Here is an 18,302-nt window from a genome sequence, read left to right as displayed (position 1 = left end):
CCGACCTCGATGACACCGACGAACGCCCGCAGATCCTCGGCCTTGGCGTGTTCCAGCGCCGCCTGCCGGCGCTTGGCCTCTTCCTGGTCGATGCGCGTTCGCTCGGCAGCACTGGCCAGTTCGTCGCGCTCGATGGCGGCCTGCTTGAACGCCTCGACCGCGCCGGCCATCTCGCCGATCTCGTCGCGGCGGCCGACCGCCGGAATCTCGACGGACTTGTCGCCCGACGCCAGGCGCTGCATGGCGTCCGTCATCTTGTTGATCGGCTGCGAGATCGACCGCGCCAGGGGAATGGCGCAGGCGATCAGCATGGCGAACAGCAGGCCGAACCAGAGAAGCGCCTTGTAGACCTCGCCCATGAACTGGGCGTTCAGGTCGTCGACATAAAGACCGGTAGCAACCGTCCAGTCCCAGGGAGCGAACAGCTTCGCGTAGGAAAGCTTCGGGGAGATATCGTCCGAACCCTGCAGGCGCGCCCGGTAATAGGTGGTGAAGCCGCCGCCGTTCTGGGCGTTCTGGACCATTTCGCGATTGTAATAGACGCCCTTCACGTCCTTCGACGCGAAGGCATCGGTGCCCTGAAGATTGGGATCGGGATGCATCACGCGGATCCCGTCCGAGCGCATCATGAAGAGATAGTCGTTCTCGCCGAAGCGGATCGGCAATGCCGCCTCGCGGGCGCGATCCTGCGCTTGCTGCAGCGTCATCTCGCCCGCTTCGACCTTCGCCTGGAAGCCGCCGAGCATCGAGATGGCACTCTCGACCTGCGAGATGATCAGATCCTGCCGATCCTTCCAGATCGTCTGATGCAGCGAGTAAAGCTGGAGGGTCATCGCGGCGATACTGGCCAGGGCGGCAACGGCGATGAGGGTGGAGAGTTTTCGACTGATGGAGAAATTCATGACGTACCCGCTGCGGCCATCAGGCCATTTGAGATGCGACTGATCTTCTGGCGGGGAATCGAGAATAATCGGTTTACGCGTAGTTCATTTGGCGTTGTCTTCAGAACTTTGGCGAGAACATACCTGCCGTGACGTGAATGCCGGTCATTACGGGAAGCCGTTCGCCACCGACGCGCCTCCGCGACGACGAACCGGGAAGCGCCGCTTGCGCCGATTCGCGATGCCGTCGCCGTTTGCCGGGACCGCCGTCTGTCTCCCGCAGGCGCAAGACGGCAGCAACCGGCCGAGAGGCCTCGGCCGGTTGCAGATGATCGACAGTCCTGAAGAAGAGGGCGGGGCTTCCCGGCGCAGCGCCGGTCAGAACTCCTCCCAGCTTTCGCTGTCGGCATGGGCGGCAGGCGCTGCCCCGCCGCGGCCGGTGGTCTTCATCTGCGTCGTCGTGCGGGACGCCATGCGCTGGACCCGCGAGACGTTCGCCGGCGCGAGGCGGCCGGCCGGGCTCGCCGAGGTCCTGAACTTCGCCATCGCCGCGGCGAGCTCCTCGGTCTCGTTGGTCAGCGTCTGGCTCGCCGCCGTCGCCTGTTCCACCATCGCCGCGTTCTGCTGGGTCACCTTGTCCATCTGGTCCGCCGCGCCCGACACCTCGCGCAGGCTCGTCGCCTGCTCGCGGGCCGAGGACGCGATCGAAGAGATCAGCTCGGCCATCGAGCTCACCTCGGTGACGATCTCCTCCAGCGAACGGCCCGACGCCGTCACCAGCTCCACCCCGGTCTCCACCTGCTCGCGCGAGGTGGCGATCAGCGTCTTGATCTCCTTGGCCGCCTCCGCCGAGCGCTGGGCAAGGCCCCGCACTTCCTGCGCCACCACCGCAAAGCCGCGGCCGGCATCGCCCGCCCGCGCCGCCTCGACCCCGGCATTCAGCGCCAGGAGGTTGGTCTGGAAGGCGATCTCGTCGATCACCCCGATGATCTGGTTGATCTGCGCCGAGGACCGCTCGATCTGGCTCATCGCCTCGACCGCCCGCGACACGACCTCGCCGCCCTTCTCCGCCTTCTGCCGGGCGCCGCTTGCCACCGTCTGCGCCTTGCCGGCGCCGTCGGCCGTCTCGTTCACCGCCTGCGTCACCTCGCCCAGCGCCGCCACCGTCTCCTCGAGCGAGGCCGCCTGCTGCTCGGTGCGATGCGCCAGGTCGTTCGATGCCGTGTTGATTTCCGATAGACCCGTCCGGATCGAGCCGATCGTCTCGACGACACTGGCGAAGGCCGCCTCGAGTTTCGCGACGCTGTCGTTGAACAAGGTCCGCACGCCTTCGTAGTCGGACGTGAAGGATCGATCGAGCCGCGCCGTCAGGTCGCCATTCGCAAGCCGCTGGAAGCCCTCGGTGACCTCGGCCATGAAGAACTCGTGCGCCTTGACGTAGCCTTCCCCGATCTTCTCCTGCTCGATCCGCTCGAGTTCCTTCGCCTCGCGCGATGCGGCGGCCTGCTGCCGCAGGTGCTGCTGTTCGATCACCGCATGCCGGAGGGCCTCCACGGACCGCGCCATCTGGCCGATCTCGTCCTGGCGCTTGAGCCCGACGACCTCCCCGTCGGTCTTGCCTTCCGCGACATCCCCGATCGTCCTGCACAATGCGGAAAGCGGCAGGAACATGCGGCGCGACAGCCAGAGAGCCCCCAGCCCAATGGCAAGCGCCGCCAGCAGGGAAATCAGGCCGAGGCGATACTGCAGGCTGTCGATCGAGGACAGGAACTCGCTCTTCGGCACGCCGACATACAGGACGCCGATCGTCTCGCCGCCTGCATTCTTGATGGGATCATAGGCGGTGAAGAATGCCGTCCCGAGAATGTCGGCCTCGCCCCGGAAGGGCACGCCGTCGCGCAGCACCGCGTCGTAGACCGGGCCGGGGGCCAGCGTGGTGCCGACAGCGCGGCTGCCGTCGGGCTTCATCACGTTGGTCGTTATCCGCGTATCGCCCATGAAGACCGTCGCCGTGCCGCCGACCAGTTCCTTGATCCGGTCGACCGGCTGGACGAGGCCGTTCAACCTCTGGGAACCGACATAGAGGCCGTCGCCCTCACGGCGGAAATCGCTGCCGTACCGGCCCAGCGCATCCCATGCGACACGCATGTTCACCTCCTGCCGCTCGGCGGCGCGTTCCGCACCGTCGCTCGACAGGATGACGGAGCCGGCGATCGCGAACAGCAGGGTGAGGATTCCCAGGGAAGCCACCACCATGGCGGAGACCTTGACGGACAATGAGGACTTGAGGACCACGGGAATTCTCGCTTTCGAGATCGGTGCGCGCGGGGCGACGGAAGCAAAGATCGACGATGCGCGACGCCTCGCGACACCCGCGTCACATCGTCTCGCGACAATCAACTTTGCGCGATTGCGTAAAGATTTGCTTGCTGGCCCCTGAGACGGGTGCCGCCCTGTCACCGCCCGAGCGTGGCGAACTGCCGGGGCTACGGCAATCGCCGCCGGCGAGCTGAAACCGGCAGCGACGGGAGCTCGACCGGCTGCCGGTCAGATCAACGGGATCACGGATGGACGGGATGACAGACCGGATTGCTCAGGTTGGTCCGATCGCTTGCCGGCTTTTGGGCCTCGAGGTGACCGGCGGGCGCATCTGCCGAGGCCCTCGGACGGTCGCGGCCTCCCGGGCAGCGTGCCGCGGCCCGGGCAGATGCGCCGGAACGCGCGTGCGTTCAGGCCCCGGCGCTGCGCCTCAAGCGGATGGCCCGTAGCCGCCGGGCGTCGGCGTCGTGACGATCACCGCCTCGCCGGCCTCCAGCACGGTCTGGTCGCAGCCCTCCAGGCGCTCCAACCTTCCGTCGAGGCGACGCACCTCGGTGCGGCCCATCTCGCCGTCGCCGCCGTCGGCGATGCCCTTGGGCGGCAGCGTCCGGTGCGAGGAGAGGATGGCGCAGTCCATCTGCTGCAGGAAGCGGATGGTGCGCTTGGTCCCGTCGCCGCCGCGCTGCTCGCCGTCGCCGCCGGAGCCTGTCCTGATGTGGAAGTCCTCCAGCACCACCGGATAGCGCATCTCGAGGATTTCGGGATCGGTGAGCCGCGAATTGGTCATGTGGACGTGGACGCCGGACGTTCCCGCGAAGGACCGCCCGTCGTTCATGCGGCCGGCGGGCGAGCCCGAGCAGATCGTCTCGTAATACTGGTAGCGCGCGTCGCCGAAGGTGAGGTTGTTCATCGTCCCTTCCGAGTTCGCCAGCGCGCCGAGCGCCTGGAACAGCGCGTTGGTGACGTGCTGCGAGGTCTCGACATTGCCGGCCACGACCGCCGCCGGATAGCGCGGCTTCAGCATCGAGCCCTCCGGCACGACGATCCGGACCGGCCGCAGGCAGCCGGCATTCATCGGGATCGGCTTTTCCACCATGACCCGGAAGACGTAGAGCACCGCCGCCCGCGTCACCGGCTCGGGGGCGTTGAAATTGTTGCCCATCGACGGCGAGGTGCCGGTGAAGTCCACCGTCGCCTCGCGGGCGGCCCGATCGACGGTGATCTTCACCCTGATCACCTGGCCGCTGTCGGTCGGGTAGTCGCATTCGCAATCCTCCAGCCCATCGATGAGCTGGCGGACCGCCTCCGCGGCATTGTCCTGGACATAGGCCATGTAGGCGTCGACCGTTTCGAGCCCGAAGGTCTCGACCATGCGGCGCAGTTCGGCGACGCCCTTCTCGTTGGCGGCGATCTGCGCCTTGAGGTCGGCGATGTTCTGATCGGGATTGCGCGCCGGATACTGGTGGTCGGTCAGCACGTGGCGGAGCTCGTCCTCCTGGAACACGCCGCCATCGACCAGCCGCAGATTGTCGATCAAGACGCCCTCCTCGTCGACGCGCGTTGCCCGCGGCGTCATCGATCCGGGCGCGATGCCGCCGACATCGGCGTGGTGGCCGCGCGAGGCGACGTAGAACAGGATCTTCGGTTCTTCTTTCGTCCCCCTCGTGCCTTCGGCACTCGACGCCTCTTGCCTGGCCTCGTCGAAGACCGGGGTCACCACCGTGATGTCCGGCAGATGTGTGCCGCCATTGTACGGCGCGTTCAGCGCGAAGACGTCGCCCGGCCGGATCCTGCCCTCGTTGAGCGTGATGATCGTCTCCACCGAGCGATCCATGGAGCCCAGATGCACCGGCATGTGCGGCGCGTTGGCGACCAGCGCGCCGGTGGCGTCGAAGACCGCGCAGGAGAAGTCGAGCCGCTCCTTGATGTTGACGGAGGAGGCGGTGTTCTGCAGCGTCACGCCCATCTGCTCGGCGATCGACATGAAGAGGTTGTTGAACACTTCGAGCAGCACCGGATCGGCGCCTTCGTCGGCCTCGCCCCCGGTCCCCGCTTTCGCGGTGCCGAGCGCAGCGTGGCGCGGCTTGCGCTCGGTGCGCGACAGCAGGAAGTCATCGCGCGCCGTCAACTCGGCGGCCCAGCCGGGCTCGACGACGATGGTCTGGTTGGCCTCGACGATCAGCGCCGGGCCGGCGATGCGCGCGCCCGGCCGCAGCGCCTCGCGGCGGAAGATCGCCGCCGCGTGCTCGGCGCCGCCGGTGTAGATGCGGCTGGTCTCCCCGGGCTCCGGGCGGTAGCTCGCGGCCTCGACCGTGGTGCCCGTCTCGGCCGCGTCGCGGCGCTCGGCCGCCTCGACCGTGACGTTCTCGACGACGATCGGCCGATTCTCGTAGATGAAGCCGAACTGCGCCCGGTGCGCGACCTCGAAGCCGCTGCGCGCCGCCGCGAGGTCGCCCGCGTAGGGCACCGGCAGCGTCGTGTCGGTCCCATCGTAGCGCAGCTGCAAGAGCACCGTGCGGTCGATACGGCCGCCCGAAACGCCCTGGCCGGCCAGCTCCGCCTCGACGGCAGCCGCCAGGCGTTCGGCGAGCGCCTCGATCTCGGCCTTCGTGTCCTCGGCCAGCGGCGCCACCAGCGCCTGGTTCTTGGTCGCGAACAGCGAGGACAGGCCGATGCCGTAGGCCGAGAGCAGCCCCGACATCGGATGGATCAGCACCCGCTCCATGGAAAGCGCGTCGGCGACAAGGCAGGCGTGCTGGCCGCCGGCGCCGCCGAAGGAGTTGAGCAGATAGCCCGAGACGTCGTAGCCGCGCTGCACCGAAATCTTCTTGATGGCGTTGGCCATGTTCTCGACGGCGATGGTCAGGAACCCTTCCGCCACGGCGCGCGGATCGCGGCCCTCGCCGATGCCGGCGGCTAGCGCCGCGAACTTTTCGCGCACGACGCCGGCGTCGAGCCGCTGGTCCTGCTTCGGCCCGAACACCGCCGGGAACAGCTCCGGCTTCAGCTTGCCGACCATGACATTGGCGTCGGTGACGGTGAGCGGCCCGCCTCTGCCGTAGGAGGCCGGGCCCGGGTTGGCGCCGGCGGAATCCGGCCCGACCTGGAACCGGCCCTGGTCGAGATGCAGGATCGAGCCGCCGCCGGCCGCCACCGTATGGATCCGCATCATCGGGGCGCGGATGCGCACGCCCGCGACTTCCGAATCCAGCGCGCGCTCGTAGGTGCCGGCGTAATGGGTGACGTCGGTGGAGGTGCCGCCCATGTCGAAGCCGATGACCTTTTCCTCGCCGGCGAGCTTGGCCGTCTCGGCCATGCCGACGACGCCGCCGGCGGGGCCGGAAAGGATCGCGTCCTTGCCCTGGAAGAGATCGGCGGCGGTGAGGCCCCCCGACGACATCATGAACTGCAGCGACGGGGCCGCCGCGTCCCCGGCATCGGCGCCGAGCGCGCCCGACACCTTGCGGACGTAGCGGGAAAGGATCGGCGTCAGATACGCGTCGACCACCGTCGTGTCGCCCCGGCCGACGATCTTGACCAGCGGCGAGACCTCGTGGCTGACCGAGATCTGCGAAAAGCCGGCTTCCTCGGCGAGCTGGCGGGCCCGCTGCTCGTGCGTCGGGAAGTGCCAGGAATGCATGAAGACGATGGCGACGGCGTCGATGCCATCCGCCTTGGCGGCGGCGAGCGCGTCGCGCGTACCGGCCTCGTCGAGTTCCGCCTCGACCGTGCCGTCGGCGAGCACCCGCTCGGCGATCTCGTCCACACGCTCGTAGAGCTGTTCGGGCAGGATGATCTCCTTGGCGAAGATGTCCGGCCGGGCCTGGTAGGCGATCTTCAGCGCATCGCGGAAGCCGCGCGTGATCAGCAGCAGCGTGCGGTCGCCCTTGCGCTCCAAGAGGGCGTTGGTGGCGACGGTGGTGCCCATGCGCACCGTGCCGATGCGGCCGGGCGGGATCGCGGCGCCGGGCGCCAGGCCCAGCAGATCGCGAATGCCCTCGAGCGCCGCGTCGTCGTAGACGCCGGGGTTTTCCGACAGCAGCTTCTTCGGCGTCAACGATCCATCAGGGGCCCGGCCAATGACGTCGGTGAAGGTGCCGCCACGATCGACCCAGAAGTCCCACTTGCCGTCCGCCACTGCCTGCATGTTCGGCACTCCGCCACTATTTTGAGCTGTTATCGATAATATACCGACAGATTATCAGCGTGTTTGACCGGTGGCAATTTTCGTGGAAATCTTGCCCATCATTCCCAGGGGAGACCGCCATGAAGCATCTGCGCACGTTCCTGCTCGCCACCGTCGCCACGGCCCTGCCGGGCATCGCCCTCGCCCAGACCGCCTGGGACATGCCGACCCCCTACCCGGAAGGCAATTTCCACGAGAAGAACATCGCGACTTTCGTCGCCGAGGTTAACGAGGCGGCCGGCGACGCCGTCGCCATCACGCCGCACTACAACCAGTCGCTGATCAAGCATCCCGACATCAAGAGCTCGGTGCGCGACGGCATCGTGCCGATCGGCGAATTGCTGGTCTCCCGGCTGGAGAACGAGAACGCCATCTTCGGCGCTGATTCCGTGCCGTTCCTCGCCACCAGCTACGAGGACGCCCGCAAGCTCTACGACGTCCAGAAGCCGCTGATGGAAAAGGTGCTCGCCGCCGAGGGGCTGAAGCTCTTGTTCTCCGTGCCCTGGCCGCCGCAGGGCCTCTACACCAAGGATTCGGTCGATTCGGTCGAGGCGCTCTCCGGCCGCAGCTTCCGCGCCTACAACACCTCCACCGAGGCGATCGCCAATGCCGCTGGCATGGTGCCGACGCAGATCGAGGCTTCGGACATCGCCACCGCCTTCTCCACCGGCCGCGTCGCCGCGATGATGACCTCGCCGTCGACGGGCGTCGATTCGCAGGCCTGGGACTTCCTCTCCTACTACTACCCGCTGAACGCCTGGCTTCCGCGCAACATGGTGATCGTCAACCAGGCCGCGTTCGACGCGCTTTCGGCCGAAGCGCAGACCGCGATCACCGAAGCGGCGGCCGAGGCCGAGACGCGCGGCTGGGCGGCGTCCGAGGAAGAGACCAAGCGCACCACGGCGCTGCTCGCCGAAAACGGCATCACCGTCGCCGAGCCGTCCGAAGCCCTGACCAGCGGCTTCCAGGAGATCGGCGTGACGCTGACCGAAAGCTGGAAGACCAGCGCCGGCGAAGACGGCGCCGCTCTGGTCGAAGCCTACCAGCAGTAAGACCGACCGGCGGCCGGGCACAGCGATGCGCCCGGCCGTTTCATTGCCCGCCGATCGCCCACGGGAGCGCCGATGCGCCGAGTTCTGGATACGCTCTACAGCGCCGCCGCGGGCGTCGCGGCGCTGTGCCTCCTTGCCATATTGCTGCTGGTCGCCGCGCAGGTCGGCGCCCGCACGCTCGACGTGCTGCTGGTCGCGGCCGGCCTGACGCCGACCCGCTTCGTGGTGCCGTCGCTGGCCGAGATCGCCGGCTTCCTGCTGGCTGGCGCGACCTTCCTGGCGCTCGCCGACACGCTGGCGAAGAACGTCCATATCCGCGTCGACCTCGTCACCGCGCGGCTGCCTGCCGGGCTGCGCCAGGGCGTCGACGGCGTCGTGGCGCTGGTCGGCGCGGCCGTCGCCGGCTTCGGCGCCTATGCCACCGGCGCGCTCGCGCTGAAGAGCTATTCCTTCGACGACGTCTCCTACGGCATGGTCGCCGTGCCGCTCGCTTTGCCGCAGGCGACCCTCGCGCTGGGCCTGGTGATCCTTACCATCGCATTGGTCGACGAGGCGGTGCTGGCCTTCACCGGGCGCGACCGCATCGCCGGCAGCGGGGGCGGCGTCTGATGGGCATGTTCGAGGTCTCGCTGATCGTCCTCGCCGTCCTGTTCACGGCGCTTGCCTCCGGCCTCTGGGTCGCCCTCGCTTTGACGCTGACCGCGCTCGCGGCGCTCTTGACCCGCCCGGCTCTGCCGGATGCGCAGATCCTCGCCACCTCCTTCTGGTCGGCCTCGACGTCATGGGACCTGACGGCGCTGCCGATGTTCATCTGGATGGGCGAGATCCTGTTCCGCTCCAAGCTGTCGGAGGACCTCTTCGCCGGCCTCTCGCCTTTGATGCGCCGGCTGCCCGGCCGTCTCGTCCACGTCAACGTCGTCGGCTGCGCCATCTTCGCGGCGATCTCCGGCTCCTCCGCCGCGACCACCCAGACGATCGGCAAGATCTCGCTGCCGGAACTTAAGCAGCGCGGCTACGACGACAGGATCGCCATCGGCTCGCTCGCCGGCGCCGGCACGCTCGGCCTCCTGATCCCGCCGTCGATCATCCTGATCGTCTATGGCGCGGCGGTGGAGCAGTCGATCGCCCGGCTGTTCATCGCCGGGGTCGTGCCGGGCATCGTGCTGGCGCTGCTGTTCATGGGCTACGTAGCGCTGGTCGCGACGCTCAAGCCGTCGCTGATGCCGCCGGAAGCCGACGTCATCGCGCCGGAGAGCGCCTTCCGCTCGTTCCGCCGCATCCTGCCGACCATCCTGCTCATCGCCGGCGTCATCGGCTCGATCTATGGCGGCATCGCCTCGCCGACCGAGGCGGCGGTGATCGGCGTGGTGCTGGCGCTGGTCATCACCGCGGCGCAGGGCATGCTGACGCGGGCGAACTTCATCGAGAGCCTGATGGCCGCGACCCGCGTCTCGGCGATGATCGCCTTCATCCTCGCCGGCGCCGCCGTGGTGACGACCGCCATGGGCTTCACCGGCCTGCCGCGGGAACTCGCCGCCTATATCAGCTCGCTGGAGCTCTCGCCGCTGGCGCTGCTGGCGGCGCTGACGCTGTTCTTCATGGTGCTTGGCTGCTTCCTCGACGGCATCTCGATGGTGGTGCTGACCACCTCCGTCGTCATGCCGCTGGTCACCGAGGCGGGGTTCGACCTGATCTGGTTCGGCATCTACCTGGTGATCGTGGTCGAGATGGCGCAGATCACCCCGCCGGTCGGGTTCAACCTGTTCGTCATCCAGGGCCTGACCGGGCAGAACATCTTCCGGATCGCCGTCGCCACCGCACCGTTCTTCGGCCTCTTGGCGCTGATGGTGGTGCTGCTGGCGCTATTCCCCGACCTCGCGCTGTTCCTGCCGCGCACGATGTTCTCGGGTGGCTGACATGGCGGAGCGTGACACAACCGAGCCGCCGTTCGGCCCGATCGTCTCCTCGGCGCATCTTGCCGACGGGGCCATGCCGGCGCTGTCGGAGGTCGAGTTCGGCATGATCCTCTGCGGCCACGCCTTCGAGCGCTGGATGGAGCGCTGCATGACGGCCGCCGGCCAGCCGGGGCTGACGGCGACGGAAATCCTCGTCCTTCACACCGTCACCCATCGCGGCAAGGCCAAGCGCCTCGCCGACATCTGCCTCGTCCTCGGCATCGAGGACACGCATCTGGCCACCTATGCCATCCGCAAGCTGGAGGCCAAGGGCCTCGTCGCCCGCGAGAAATCCGGCAAGGAGCGCCTGGTCTCGGTCACCAGCGAAGGCGAAGCCGCCTGCCGCCGCTACCGAGACCTGCGAGAGCGTATCCTTGTCGCTGGCGCCGCCGAACTCGGCGTTTCGGCTGAGGCGATGTCCAGCGTCGCGCGATTGATGCGCGTTCTCTCCGGGCACTACGACCAGGCAGCACGAACGGCGGCAAGCCTGTAAGCGCCCGCCCGACCGGCACGGCGACCAGGAACGGGCACCCGCTGTAGCGGCGCAACCGCACGCGCGGGCTGCGGCGCACATGGGTGCGGGCGGTGATCCGGATGCGGGCGCGAAGGGCTTGCCGCCGGTTCGCCTGCTTGCGGGCTGCCCGGCGCTGCCGGGCGCGACTTTCCCGCCGCTCACGCATGCCAGAACGGCTTCCGGCATTCGCCCCGCGCGGTGGCGCGCGACAGGCCGACATCGGCCAGCAGGCGGTCATCCAGGCAAGCGAGCGCGGCGCGCTGGCGGTGGCGCTGGAACCAGACCGTGGCGAGTGCCCGGATGGGTTCGATGCTGATCGGGGCGCGGCGCCCGTATCGGGTCAGGCTGATGTCACTCACGAGAGTCCCTCCTCTTCGACAGGATCAGTTTGCGAATGCCTGCAGTTGCTGGTGGCTGGAGGCGGTGATCGTCACGACGTCGCCGGCCCGGGCGAACTCGACTTCGGCCCAGGCCATGCCGAAGGCACGCGGGACGGCGATGACCGCCCGCTGGCCGTCGGCCAGCGTCGTCACGAAGCGCATTGGCTCGGGGCTGCCGCGGCCGGTCAGTGTCGCCTCGACGCGGTAGCCCTGTGCTTCGGCCGTGTAGACCGCCGAGCCGCGGACGGCGTCGAACTCGATGCTGGCCGGCTTGCCCGGCTGCATCTCGCCGCCATTGGCGACATCGGCCGCGAAAATCGCTGAGAGAAAGACGAGGGCACAGATTGCCTTGACCATGACCGACCTCGACGGCTGCCGGGCTGCCCCGGTGCGGAGCGCCATTGCTCTCACAAGGCCAAGGTCTCACAATCGCCCTCGCGGGCCTGTGATGGCGGTCACAGAGGATGCGCATCGGCTTGCGGGACCGGCTCGTTCAGCCTGCGAAACAAGGGAGCGGGGTGCCATGACGATCGTCGATTCACGGGCCGGGCCCGACAAGATCCGGCTGCTGCGCGACTGCCTGATCTTCCGATCGCTGAACGAGGCGGCGCGCCAGGAACTGGCGGGCCGCGCCTATTTCAAGCGTTTCGCGTCAAAGGAGCCGATCTTCCAGATGGGCTCGCCCGGCCAGAGCATGATGGCCATCGCCAGCGGCGTCGTGCGGATCACCGCGCCGACGGAAAGCGGCCGCGAGATCATCCTGGCGGATCTGCCGGCGGGCGAGGTGTTCGGCGAGGTCGCGATGCTCGACGGCAAGGAGCGCTCGGCCGCCGCCACGGCGCTGACCAATTGCGAGCTCCTGGTGCTGGAGCGGCGGGACGTCGTCGCGCTGATCCGCCACGATCCGGACGCCGCGCTGCGGCTTCTCGAGCTCCTGTGCGCCCGGCTGCGCCGGTCGGAGGAGCGGATGACGGAGATCGCCTTCCTGGAAGTGCCCGCCCGCCTCGCCCGGACGCTGATCCGCGCCGCGGCCGAGGCGGCGGAACGCTCGCGGGTCCAGCCGGTGAAGCTGTCGCTGGCGCAGGGGGAACTCGCCCGGATGATCGGCAGCTCGCGCGAGAACGTCAATCGCTGCCTCAAGGAATGGCAGCGCCACGGCCTGATCGACCTGAAGGACGGCTGGCTGCTGGTCCTCGATCCGCAGGGGCTCGAGGCGCACGCCCACCGATAGCCGTCGCAGGCGGCCCCCGATACCTCTTTGCAGAAACCGGTTTCCCCCCGCCGGCCGATTCGCCTAAGAAGCGGGCGGCACCGGCAATGGCGAGAGGTGACAGGCATGGCCGAAGCACGGCGGATCGACGGCAAGGCCGTTGCGGCGGGTATCATCGACAAGGTGAAGGCGGCAACGGCGGCGCTAACTGCCGAGGGCGCGCCGCAGCCCGGTCTTGCCGTGGTCATCGTCGGCGAGGATCCGGCAAGCCAGGTCTATGTCGGCTCCAAGGAGAAGATGGCGCGCGACTGCGGCTTCCACTCGGTCAAGCACGCGCTCGGCGCCGACACCAGCGAGGCAGACCTTCTCGCCGTCGTCCACGATCTCAATGCCGATCCGGCGATCCACGGCATTCTCGTGCAGCTGCCGCTGCCGAAGCAGATCGACGAGGCGAAGGTCATCGAGGCGATCGATCCGGACAAGGACGTCGACGGGTTCAACCTGATCAATGTCGGCCGGCTCGCCACCGGCGCGCTCGACAAGGCCTTCGTTCCCTGCACGCCGGCCGGCTCGATGATCCTCATCCGCGAGGCGCTGGGCGATGATCTGTCGGGCCTCAACGCCGTCGTGGTCGGGCGCTCCAACATCGTCGGCAAGCCGATGGCGCAGCTGTTGCTGGCCGCCAACGCCACGGTCACCGTCGCCCATTCGCGTACGAAGGATCTCGCCGCGGTCTGCCGCAACGCCGACATTCTCGTCGCGGCCGTCGGGCGGGCCGAGATGCTGACCGGCGACTATGTGAAGGAAGGCGCGGTCGTGATCGATGTCGGGATCAACCGCGTGCCCGCGCCGGAAAAGGGCGAGGGCAAGTCGCGGCTGGTCGGCGACGTCGACTATGCGTCGGCCGCCGCAAAGGCTGCGGCGATCACCCCGGTACCGGGCGGCGTCGGGCCGATGACCATCGCGCTCCTGATGGCCAACACGCTCACCTCGGCCTGCCGCGCGGCGGGCAAGGCGCCGCCGCTTCTCTAGGCCGGACGCGGCGTCAGTCCGCCGGGCCGTTGCCCTCGGCGGGCTTGGCTTCGCCTGCGTTCTGCTTCGGCCCGCCCTTGGAAACGCCTACCATCGCGGGCCGCAGCACGCGGTCGCCGATGGCGTAGCCGGCCTGCACGACCTGCAGCACGGTATTGTGCGGGACCTCGGGATTGGGGATCTCGAACATCGCCTGGTGGAAGTTCGGGTCGAAGCGCTGGCCCTCGGGGTCGAGCCGCTTCACGCCGTGCTTCTCCAGCGCCGAGATGAGGCTGCGCTCGGTGACCTCGACGCCGTCGATCAGGGCGTTCAGCCCGTCGTCGCCATGCGCCTTGGCTTCCGCCGGCACCGCCTCGATGGCGCGGCGCAGATTGTCGGCGACCGACAGCATCTCGCGGGCAAAGCCCGTGACGCCGTAGGTCCGCGCGTCCTTGATCTCGCGTTCGGTCCGCCGGCGTAGGTTCTCCATGTCGGCGGCGAGCCGCAGCAGCCGGTCCTTGACGTCGGCATTCTCCGCTTCGAGCCGGGCGATCCGCTCGGCATCGGCGCCGGCCGCGGCCTCGGGATCGGCAAAGCCGCTCGGCGCAGGCGTTTCGGAGGCAGCATCGTTGGCCGCGTGCCCGTCTTCGGCGGCGCCCGGGCGGGCCTCGCCTGCCGCGTCGTCGGTTTCGCTCTGGTGGCGCTGGCCGTTCTCGATCGTCATTCCGTCCTCAATCCCGTCTCAGTCGGGCGCCGCGGCGCCGACCCGCTCCCTTTCGGAAAACGGGCAGGCCGCGGCGCAAAAAAGGTCTTCGGTGCCGCATATCGAAGCGGCCGGCGGCAAAATCAAGCCTGCCGCTCCGCTGCTCCCTTGGAGAGCAGCCGCGAGACGATGCGGGCGGTGTAGTCGACCATCGGCACGATCCGCCGGTAGTTGAGGCGCGTCGGGCCGATGACGCCGACGGCGCCGATCACCGCCTCGGTCCCGCCCTTGTACGGCGCCACCACCAGCGACGAGCCGGACAGCGAGAACAGCTTGTTCTCCGAGCCGATGAAGATCCGGACGCCATTGCCGGTTTCGGCAAGGTCGAGCAGCTCGATGATGCCGCTCTTGGTCTCCAGGTCGTCGAATAAGAGGCGCAGCCGGTCGAGATCCTCCGACGCCGTGACATTCTCGAGCAGGTTTGCGCGGCCGCGCACGATCAGCCTTGCCGGCTGGTCGGCGGAGGCGCCGGACCAGACGGCGAGGCCCCGGTCGACCAGCTCCCGGGACAGGACGTCGAGCGCGTTGGCCGTGTCGTCCTTCAGCCGCCCGATCCGCTCGCTGGCTTCGCCCAGCGTGCGACCGACCACATGGGCATTGAGGAAATTGGCGGCCTCGACGAGCTGCGAGGCGGTGACGCCGGCCGGCAGGTCGAAGATGCGGTTCTCGACCTCGCCGTTCTCGCCGACCAGCACGGCCAGCGCCTTCAGCGGCTCCAGCCGGATGAACTCGATATGCTTGAGGCGCAGATCGGATTTAGACGTCAGCACGATGCCGGCGCCACGCGACAGGCCGGAGAGGAGCTGGCTCGCTTCGGTCAGGAGTGATTCGAACGGCCTTCCATCCCCGGAAAGCCGCACCTTCTCCTCGATCTCCTCGCGCTCGGACGAGCCGAGATCGCCGACCTCGAGGAACGCATCGACGAAGAAGCGCAGGCCGAGTTCGGTCGGCATCCGCCCGGCGCTGACATGCGGCGAATAGATCAGCCCCAGCGCCTCCAGATCGCTCATGACGTTGCGGATGGAGGCCGGCGACAGCGAGTTGGTGATCAGCCGCGACAGCATGCGCGAGCCGACCGGCTCGCCGATGTCGAGATAGCTTTCGACGATCAGCCGGAAGATCTCGCGCGAGCGATCGTCGAGCGGCAGCCCTGCCGCTGCCAAATCACTGACGGGAAGGCGGAATTCGGTCATCACGTCGCAAATTTCTTCCGCATGGGCCAACTATAAGGAGCGCGGGCGCCCGCGCCAAGCGGGGAGCCTGCCACCGTCGCCGCGGCGGCATCGATTTCCTCCAGTTTCGCCGGTCATCGCGCCGACGACGCCCTCCGGGCACCGCCAGGGACATCGCGCCGCGACGATCGCCGGATTTATTTTGCTCCCCCGCCGCATCGCCGATACAAGCCCGGCACAACCCGAAGCAACTAAGCCTTAACCATCGACCGATCGTCAGGACATATCATGCGGCCATCCAAACGCGCCGGCGACCAGCTGAGGCCGGTCAGCCTCGAGCGGAACTTCTCCCGTCACGCCGAAGGCTCGTGCCTGGTGAAGTTCGGCGACACCCATGTCCTGTGCACCGCCAGCCTCGAGGAGCGCGTGCCGGGCTGGCTGCGCAATTCCGGCAAGGGCTGGGTGACCGCCGAATACGGCATGCTGCCGCGCGCCACCGGCGACCGGATGCGCCGCGAGGCGGCGTCCGGCAAGCAGTCCGGCCGCACCCAGGAAATCCAGCGCCTGATCGGCCGCTCGCTGCGCGCCGTCGTCGACCTGCCGGCGCTGGGCGAGCGGCAGATCACCGTCGACTGCGACGTGATCCAGGCCGATGGCGGCACCCGCACCGCGGCGATCACCGGTGGCTTCGTGGCGCTGGCCGACTGCCTCGCCTGGATGGAGGCGCGCGCCATGGTCAAGCGCAAGGACGTGCTGACCAGCCATGTCGCGGCGATCTCCTGCGGCATTTACAACGGCGAGCCGGTGCTCGACCTCGACTATCCGGAAGATTCCACCGCCGAGACCGACGCGAATTTCGTCATGACCGGTGCCGGCGGGATCATCGAGATCCAGGGCACGGCCGAGGGCGCGCCGTTCTCTGAGGACGAGTTCCTGAAGCTGCTCGCCCTGGCGCGCAAGGGCATCAACGAACTGGTCGAGATGCAGCGCGAGGCGCTCGGAGGCGAACTGTGAACCGGCTCGACCCCGCCGACGGCCCGCTGCTCGTCGCCAGCCACAATGTCGGCAAGATCTGGGAGATCCGCGAGCTCATGGAGCCGTTCGGCTTCACCGTGGTGTCGGCGAAGGACAAGGGCCTCGTCGATCCGGAGGAGACCGGGACGACCTTCGAGGAAAATGCCGAGATCAAGGCGCTCGCCGCCCTCGAAGCGACGGGCCTGCCGGCGCTCTCCGACGATTCCGGCATCGCGATCGAGGCGCTCGGCGGCGATCCCGGCATCTATTCGGCGCGCTGGGGCGGGCCGGAGCGCGATTTCGCCATGGCGATGCGCAATGTCGAGGAGAAGCTGCAGGCCGCCGGCGCCACAGAACCGGCGCAGCGACGGGCGACCTTCGTCGCCGTTCTGTGCCTGGCGCTGCCCAGCGGCGAGCGGCACTTCTTCCGCGGCGAGGTGGACGGCGTCTGCGTCTGGCCGCCACGCGGCACGCTCGGCTTCGGCTACGACCCGATCTTCCTGCCCGATGGACAGGACCGGACCTTCGGCGAGATGATGTCGCTGGAAAAGCATGCCTGGAAGCCCGGCCAGCCGGATGCGCTGTCGCACCGCGCGCGGGCGTTCCAGAAATTCGCGCGCGAGGCGCTCGGGACGACATGACCCTGCACATGCCCCCGCGCGGCGGCGTTCTCGCCTTTCCCCCGGTCCCTCGCGATCCGGGCTTCGGCGTCTATGTGCACTGGCCGTTCTGCGCGGCGAAATGCCCGTATTGCGACTTCAACAGCCATGTCCGGCAGAAGCCGATCGACCAGGATCGCTATGCCGCGGCCTTCGAGCGGGAGATCGCCGAGGCGGCGCGCCGCTCGCCCGGCGAGACGGTGACCTCGATCTTCCTCGGCGGCGGCACGCCCTCGCTGATGGAGCCGGCAACGGTCGGGCGGATCCTCGATGCGATTGCGGCGCGCTGGACGGTCGCCGACGGCGCCGAGGTGACGCTGGAAGCCAACCCGTCGAGCGTCGAGGCGACACGCTTCCGCGGCTACCGCGCCGCGGGCGTCAACCGCGTGTCGCTGGGCGTCCAGGCGCTGAACGACCGGGACCTAAGGCGGCTCGGCCGGCTGCACGACGTCGCGCAGGCGCTCGGCGCCATCGAGCTTGCCCGCGCCACCTTCCCGCGCCTGTCCTTCGACCTGATCTATGCGCGGCCCGAGCAGACCGTCGCCGGCTGGGAAGCCGAACTCACCCAGGCGATCGACCTCGCCGCCGACCATCTGTCGCTCTACCAGCTGACCATCGAGGAAGGCACAGCCTTTCACGCGCTGCACAAGGCCGGCAAGCTGATCGTCCCGGACGGCGAGCTCTCGGCCGATCTCTACGAGGCGACGCAGAGCCTGACGGCGTCGCGCGGGTTGCCCGCCTACGAGATCTCAAACCACGCCGTACCGGGCGCCGAATCGCGCCACAACCTGACCTATTGGCGCTACGGCCTCTATGCCGGCATCGGCCCCGGCGCGCATGGCCGGATGATGGGCGAGGACGGCCGCCACGCCGTCGCCAACGAGCCGCTGCCCGAGACCTGGCTGAAAATGGTCGAGGCCTGGGACTCCGGCGCCATCACCGACGAGCTGCTGACCGAGACCGAGCAGGCGGACGAACTCCTCCTGATGGGGCTGCGCCTAACCGAAGGCATCGACCTCGCCCGCTGGCGCCGGCTCACCGGCCGCGACATCGATCCGGAAAGCGAAGCCGAATTGCGCGCCCACGGCATGGTCGAGCGCATCGGCCCCGACCGGCTGCGCGCCACGCCCGCCGGCATGCTGGTGCTGGATGCGGTGGTCGCCGACCTGGCGTGATGGTGCGGTCG

General features: G+C 68.5%; 16 protein-coding genes. 9 read left to right on the top strand and 7 right to left on the bottom strand.

Going from position 1 to position 18,302, the window contains the following annotated elements; translation table 11 throughout:
* From GGR03_RS22650 to GGR03_RS22640, 3 genes are all read right to left on the bottom strand, one after another.
* On the bottom strand, positions 1-902 hold a 902-nt coding region (locus GGR03_RS22650; RefSeq protein WP_183211040.1), incomplete at its 3' end, for a cache domain-containing protein.
* Positions 903-1,259: 357 nt separating this feature from the next.
* Positions 1,260-3,176 carry a methyl-accepting chemotaxis protein gene (locus GGR03_RS22645; protein WP_425486733.1) on the bottom strand — a complete coding sequence of 639 codons (1,917 nt, stop codon included), beginning with the start codon at positions 3,174-3,176 and terminating at the stop codon, positions 1,260-1,262.
* Between the two features lie 454 nt (positions 3,177-3,630).
* Positions 3,631-7,347 carry a hydantoinase B/oxoprolinase family protein gene (locus tag GGR03_RS22640; protein WP_183211039.1) on the bottom strand — a complete coding sequence of 1,239 codons (3,717 nt, stop codon included), beginning with the start codon at positions 7,345-7,347 and terminating at the stop codon, positions 3,631-3,633.
* Positions 7,348-7,466: 119 nt separating this feature from the next.
* Here GGR03_RS22640 and GGR03_RS22635 point away from each other — a divergent pair, with 119 nt between their 5' ends.
* The 4 genes from GGR03_RS22635 to GGR03_RS22620 all read left to right on the top strand — a co-directional run bounded on the left by GGR03_RS22635 (position 7,467) and on the right by GGR03_RS22620 (position 10,886).
* On the top strand, positions 7,467-8,438 hold the full coding sequence (locus GGR03_RS22635; RefSeq protein WP_183211038.1) for a TRAP transporter substrate-binding protein: 972 nt from the start codon (positions 7,467-7,469) through the stop codon (positions 8,436-8,438).
* A gap of 72 nt (positions 8,439-8,510) precedes the next feature.
* A complete protein-coding gene (locus tag GGR03_RS22630; protein ID WP_183211037.1) occupies positions 8,511-9,047 on the top strand; it encodes a TRAP transporter small permease in 537 nt (178 codons plus the stop codon).
* On the top strand, positions 9,047-10,354 hold the full coding sequence (locus GGR03_RS22625; RefSeq protein WP_183211036.1) for a TRAP transporter large permease: 1,308 nt from the start codon (positions 9,047-9,049) through the stop codon (positions 10,352-10,354). Before GGR03_RS22630 ends, GGR03_RS22625 begins: the two co-directional genes overlap by 1 nt.
* A gap of 1 nt (position 10,355) precedes the next feature.
* A complete protein-coding gene (locus GGR03_RS22620) occupies positions 10,356-10,886 on the top strand; it encodes a winged helix DNA-binding protein (RefSeq protein WP_183211035.1) in 531 nt (176 codons plus the stop codon).
* Between the two features lie 179 nt (positions 10,887-11,065).
* Here the strand turns inward: GGR03_RS22620 and GGR03_RS22615 are convergent, their stop codons facing one another.
* Both GGR03_RS22615 and GGR03_RS22610 read right to left on the bottom strand, forming a co-directional pair.
* Complete coding sequence (locus GGR03_RS22615; protein ID WP_210292248.1) at positions 11,066-11,266, bottom strand: DUF1127 domain-containing protein; 201 nt, start codon at positions 11,264-11,266, stop codon at positions 11,066-11,068.
* 24 nt (positions 11,267-11,290) lie between these two features.
* Complete coding sequence (locus GGR03_RS22610) at positions 11,291-11,644, bottom strand: hypothetical protein (protein ID WP_183211034.1); 354 nt, start codon at positions 11,642-11,644, stop codon at positions 11,291-11,293.
* A gap of 166 nt (positions 11,645-11,810) precedes the next feature.
* Here GGR03_RS22610 and GGR03_RS22605 point away from each other — a divergent pair, with 166 nt between their 5' ends.
* Positions 11,811-12,518 carry a Crp/Fnr family transcriptional regulator gene (locus GGR03_RS22605; protein WP_183211033.1) on the top strand — a complete coding sequence of 236 codons (708 nt, stop codon included), beginning with the start codon at positions 11,811-11,813 and terminating at the stop codon, positions 12,516-12,518.
* A gap of 105 nt (positions 12,519-12,623) precedes the next feature.
* Positions 12,624-13,529, top strand: coding sequence for a bifunctional methylenetetrahydrofolate dehydrogenase/methenyltetrahydrofolate cyclohydrolase FolD (gene folD / locus GGR03_RS22600; protein WP_183211032.1), 906 nt, complete (start codon positions 12,624-12,626; stop codon positions 13,527-13,529).
* Between the two features lie 13 nt (positions 13,530-13,542).
* Here the strand turns inward: folD and grpE are convergent, their stop codons facing one another.
* Both grpE and hrcA read right to left on the bottom strand, forming a co-directional pair.
* The gene (grpE, locus tag GGR03_RS22595; RefSeq protein WP_183211031.1) at positions 13,543-14,232 is read right to left on the bottom strand and encodes a nucleotide exchange factor GrpE; all 690 of its coding nucleotides are present in this window, start codon (positions 14,230-14,232) and stop codon (positions 13,543-13,545) included.
* 122 nt (positions 14,233-14,354) lie between these two features.
* Positions 14,355-15,464, bottom strand: a complete 1,110-nt coding sequence (hrcA, locus tag GGR03_RS22590) for a heat-inducible transcriptional repressor HrcA (RefSeq protein WP_183211030.1) — start codon at positions 15,462-15,464, stop codon at positions 14,355-14,357.
* A gap of 267 nt (positions 15,465-15,731) precedes the next feature.
* Between hrcA and rph the strand changes: the two genes are divergently transcribed.
* Genes rph through hemW form a run of 3 tightly spaced genes read left to right on the top strand, consistent with a single transcriptional unit; the run spans position 15,732 to position 18,291 of the window.
* Complete coding sequence (rph, locus tag GGR03_RS22585) at positions 15,732-16,457, top strand: ribonuclease PH (RefSeq protein ID WP_183211029.1); 726 nt, start codon at positions 15,732-15,734, stop codon at positions 16,455-16,457.
* Entirely contained in the window at positions 16,454-17,098 is a 645-nt protein-coding gene (gene rdgB, locus GGR03_RS22580; RefSeq protein ID WP_183211028.1) for an RdgB/HAM1 family non-canonical purine NTP pyrophosphatase, read from the top strand. Before rph ends, rdgB begins: the two co-directional genes overlap by 4 nt.
* A complete protein-coding gene (gene hemW, locus GGR03_RS22575; RefSeq protein ID WP_183211027.1) occupies positions 17,095-18,291 on the top strand; it encodes a radical SAM family heme chaperone HemW in 1,197 nt (398 codons plus the stop codon). Before rdgB ends, hemW begins: the two co-directional genes overlap by 4 nt.
* The last annotated feature ends 11 nt before the right edge of the window (positions 18,292-18,302 follow it).

The organism is Aurantimonas endophytica, assembly GCF_014196845.1.
Classification (GTDB): Bacteria; Pseudomonadota; Alphaproteobacteria; order Rhizobiales; family Rhizobiaceae; genus Aurantimonas; species Aurantimonas endophytica.
The sequence above is the reverse complement of the archived record's forward strand: the minus strand, read 5'-3'. Positions and strand labels throughout refer to the sequence as shown.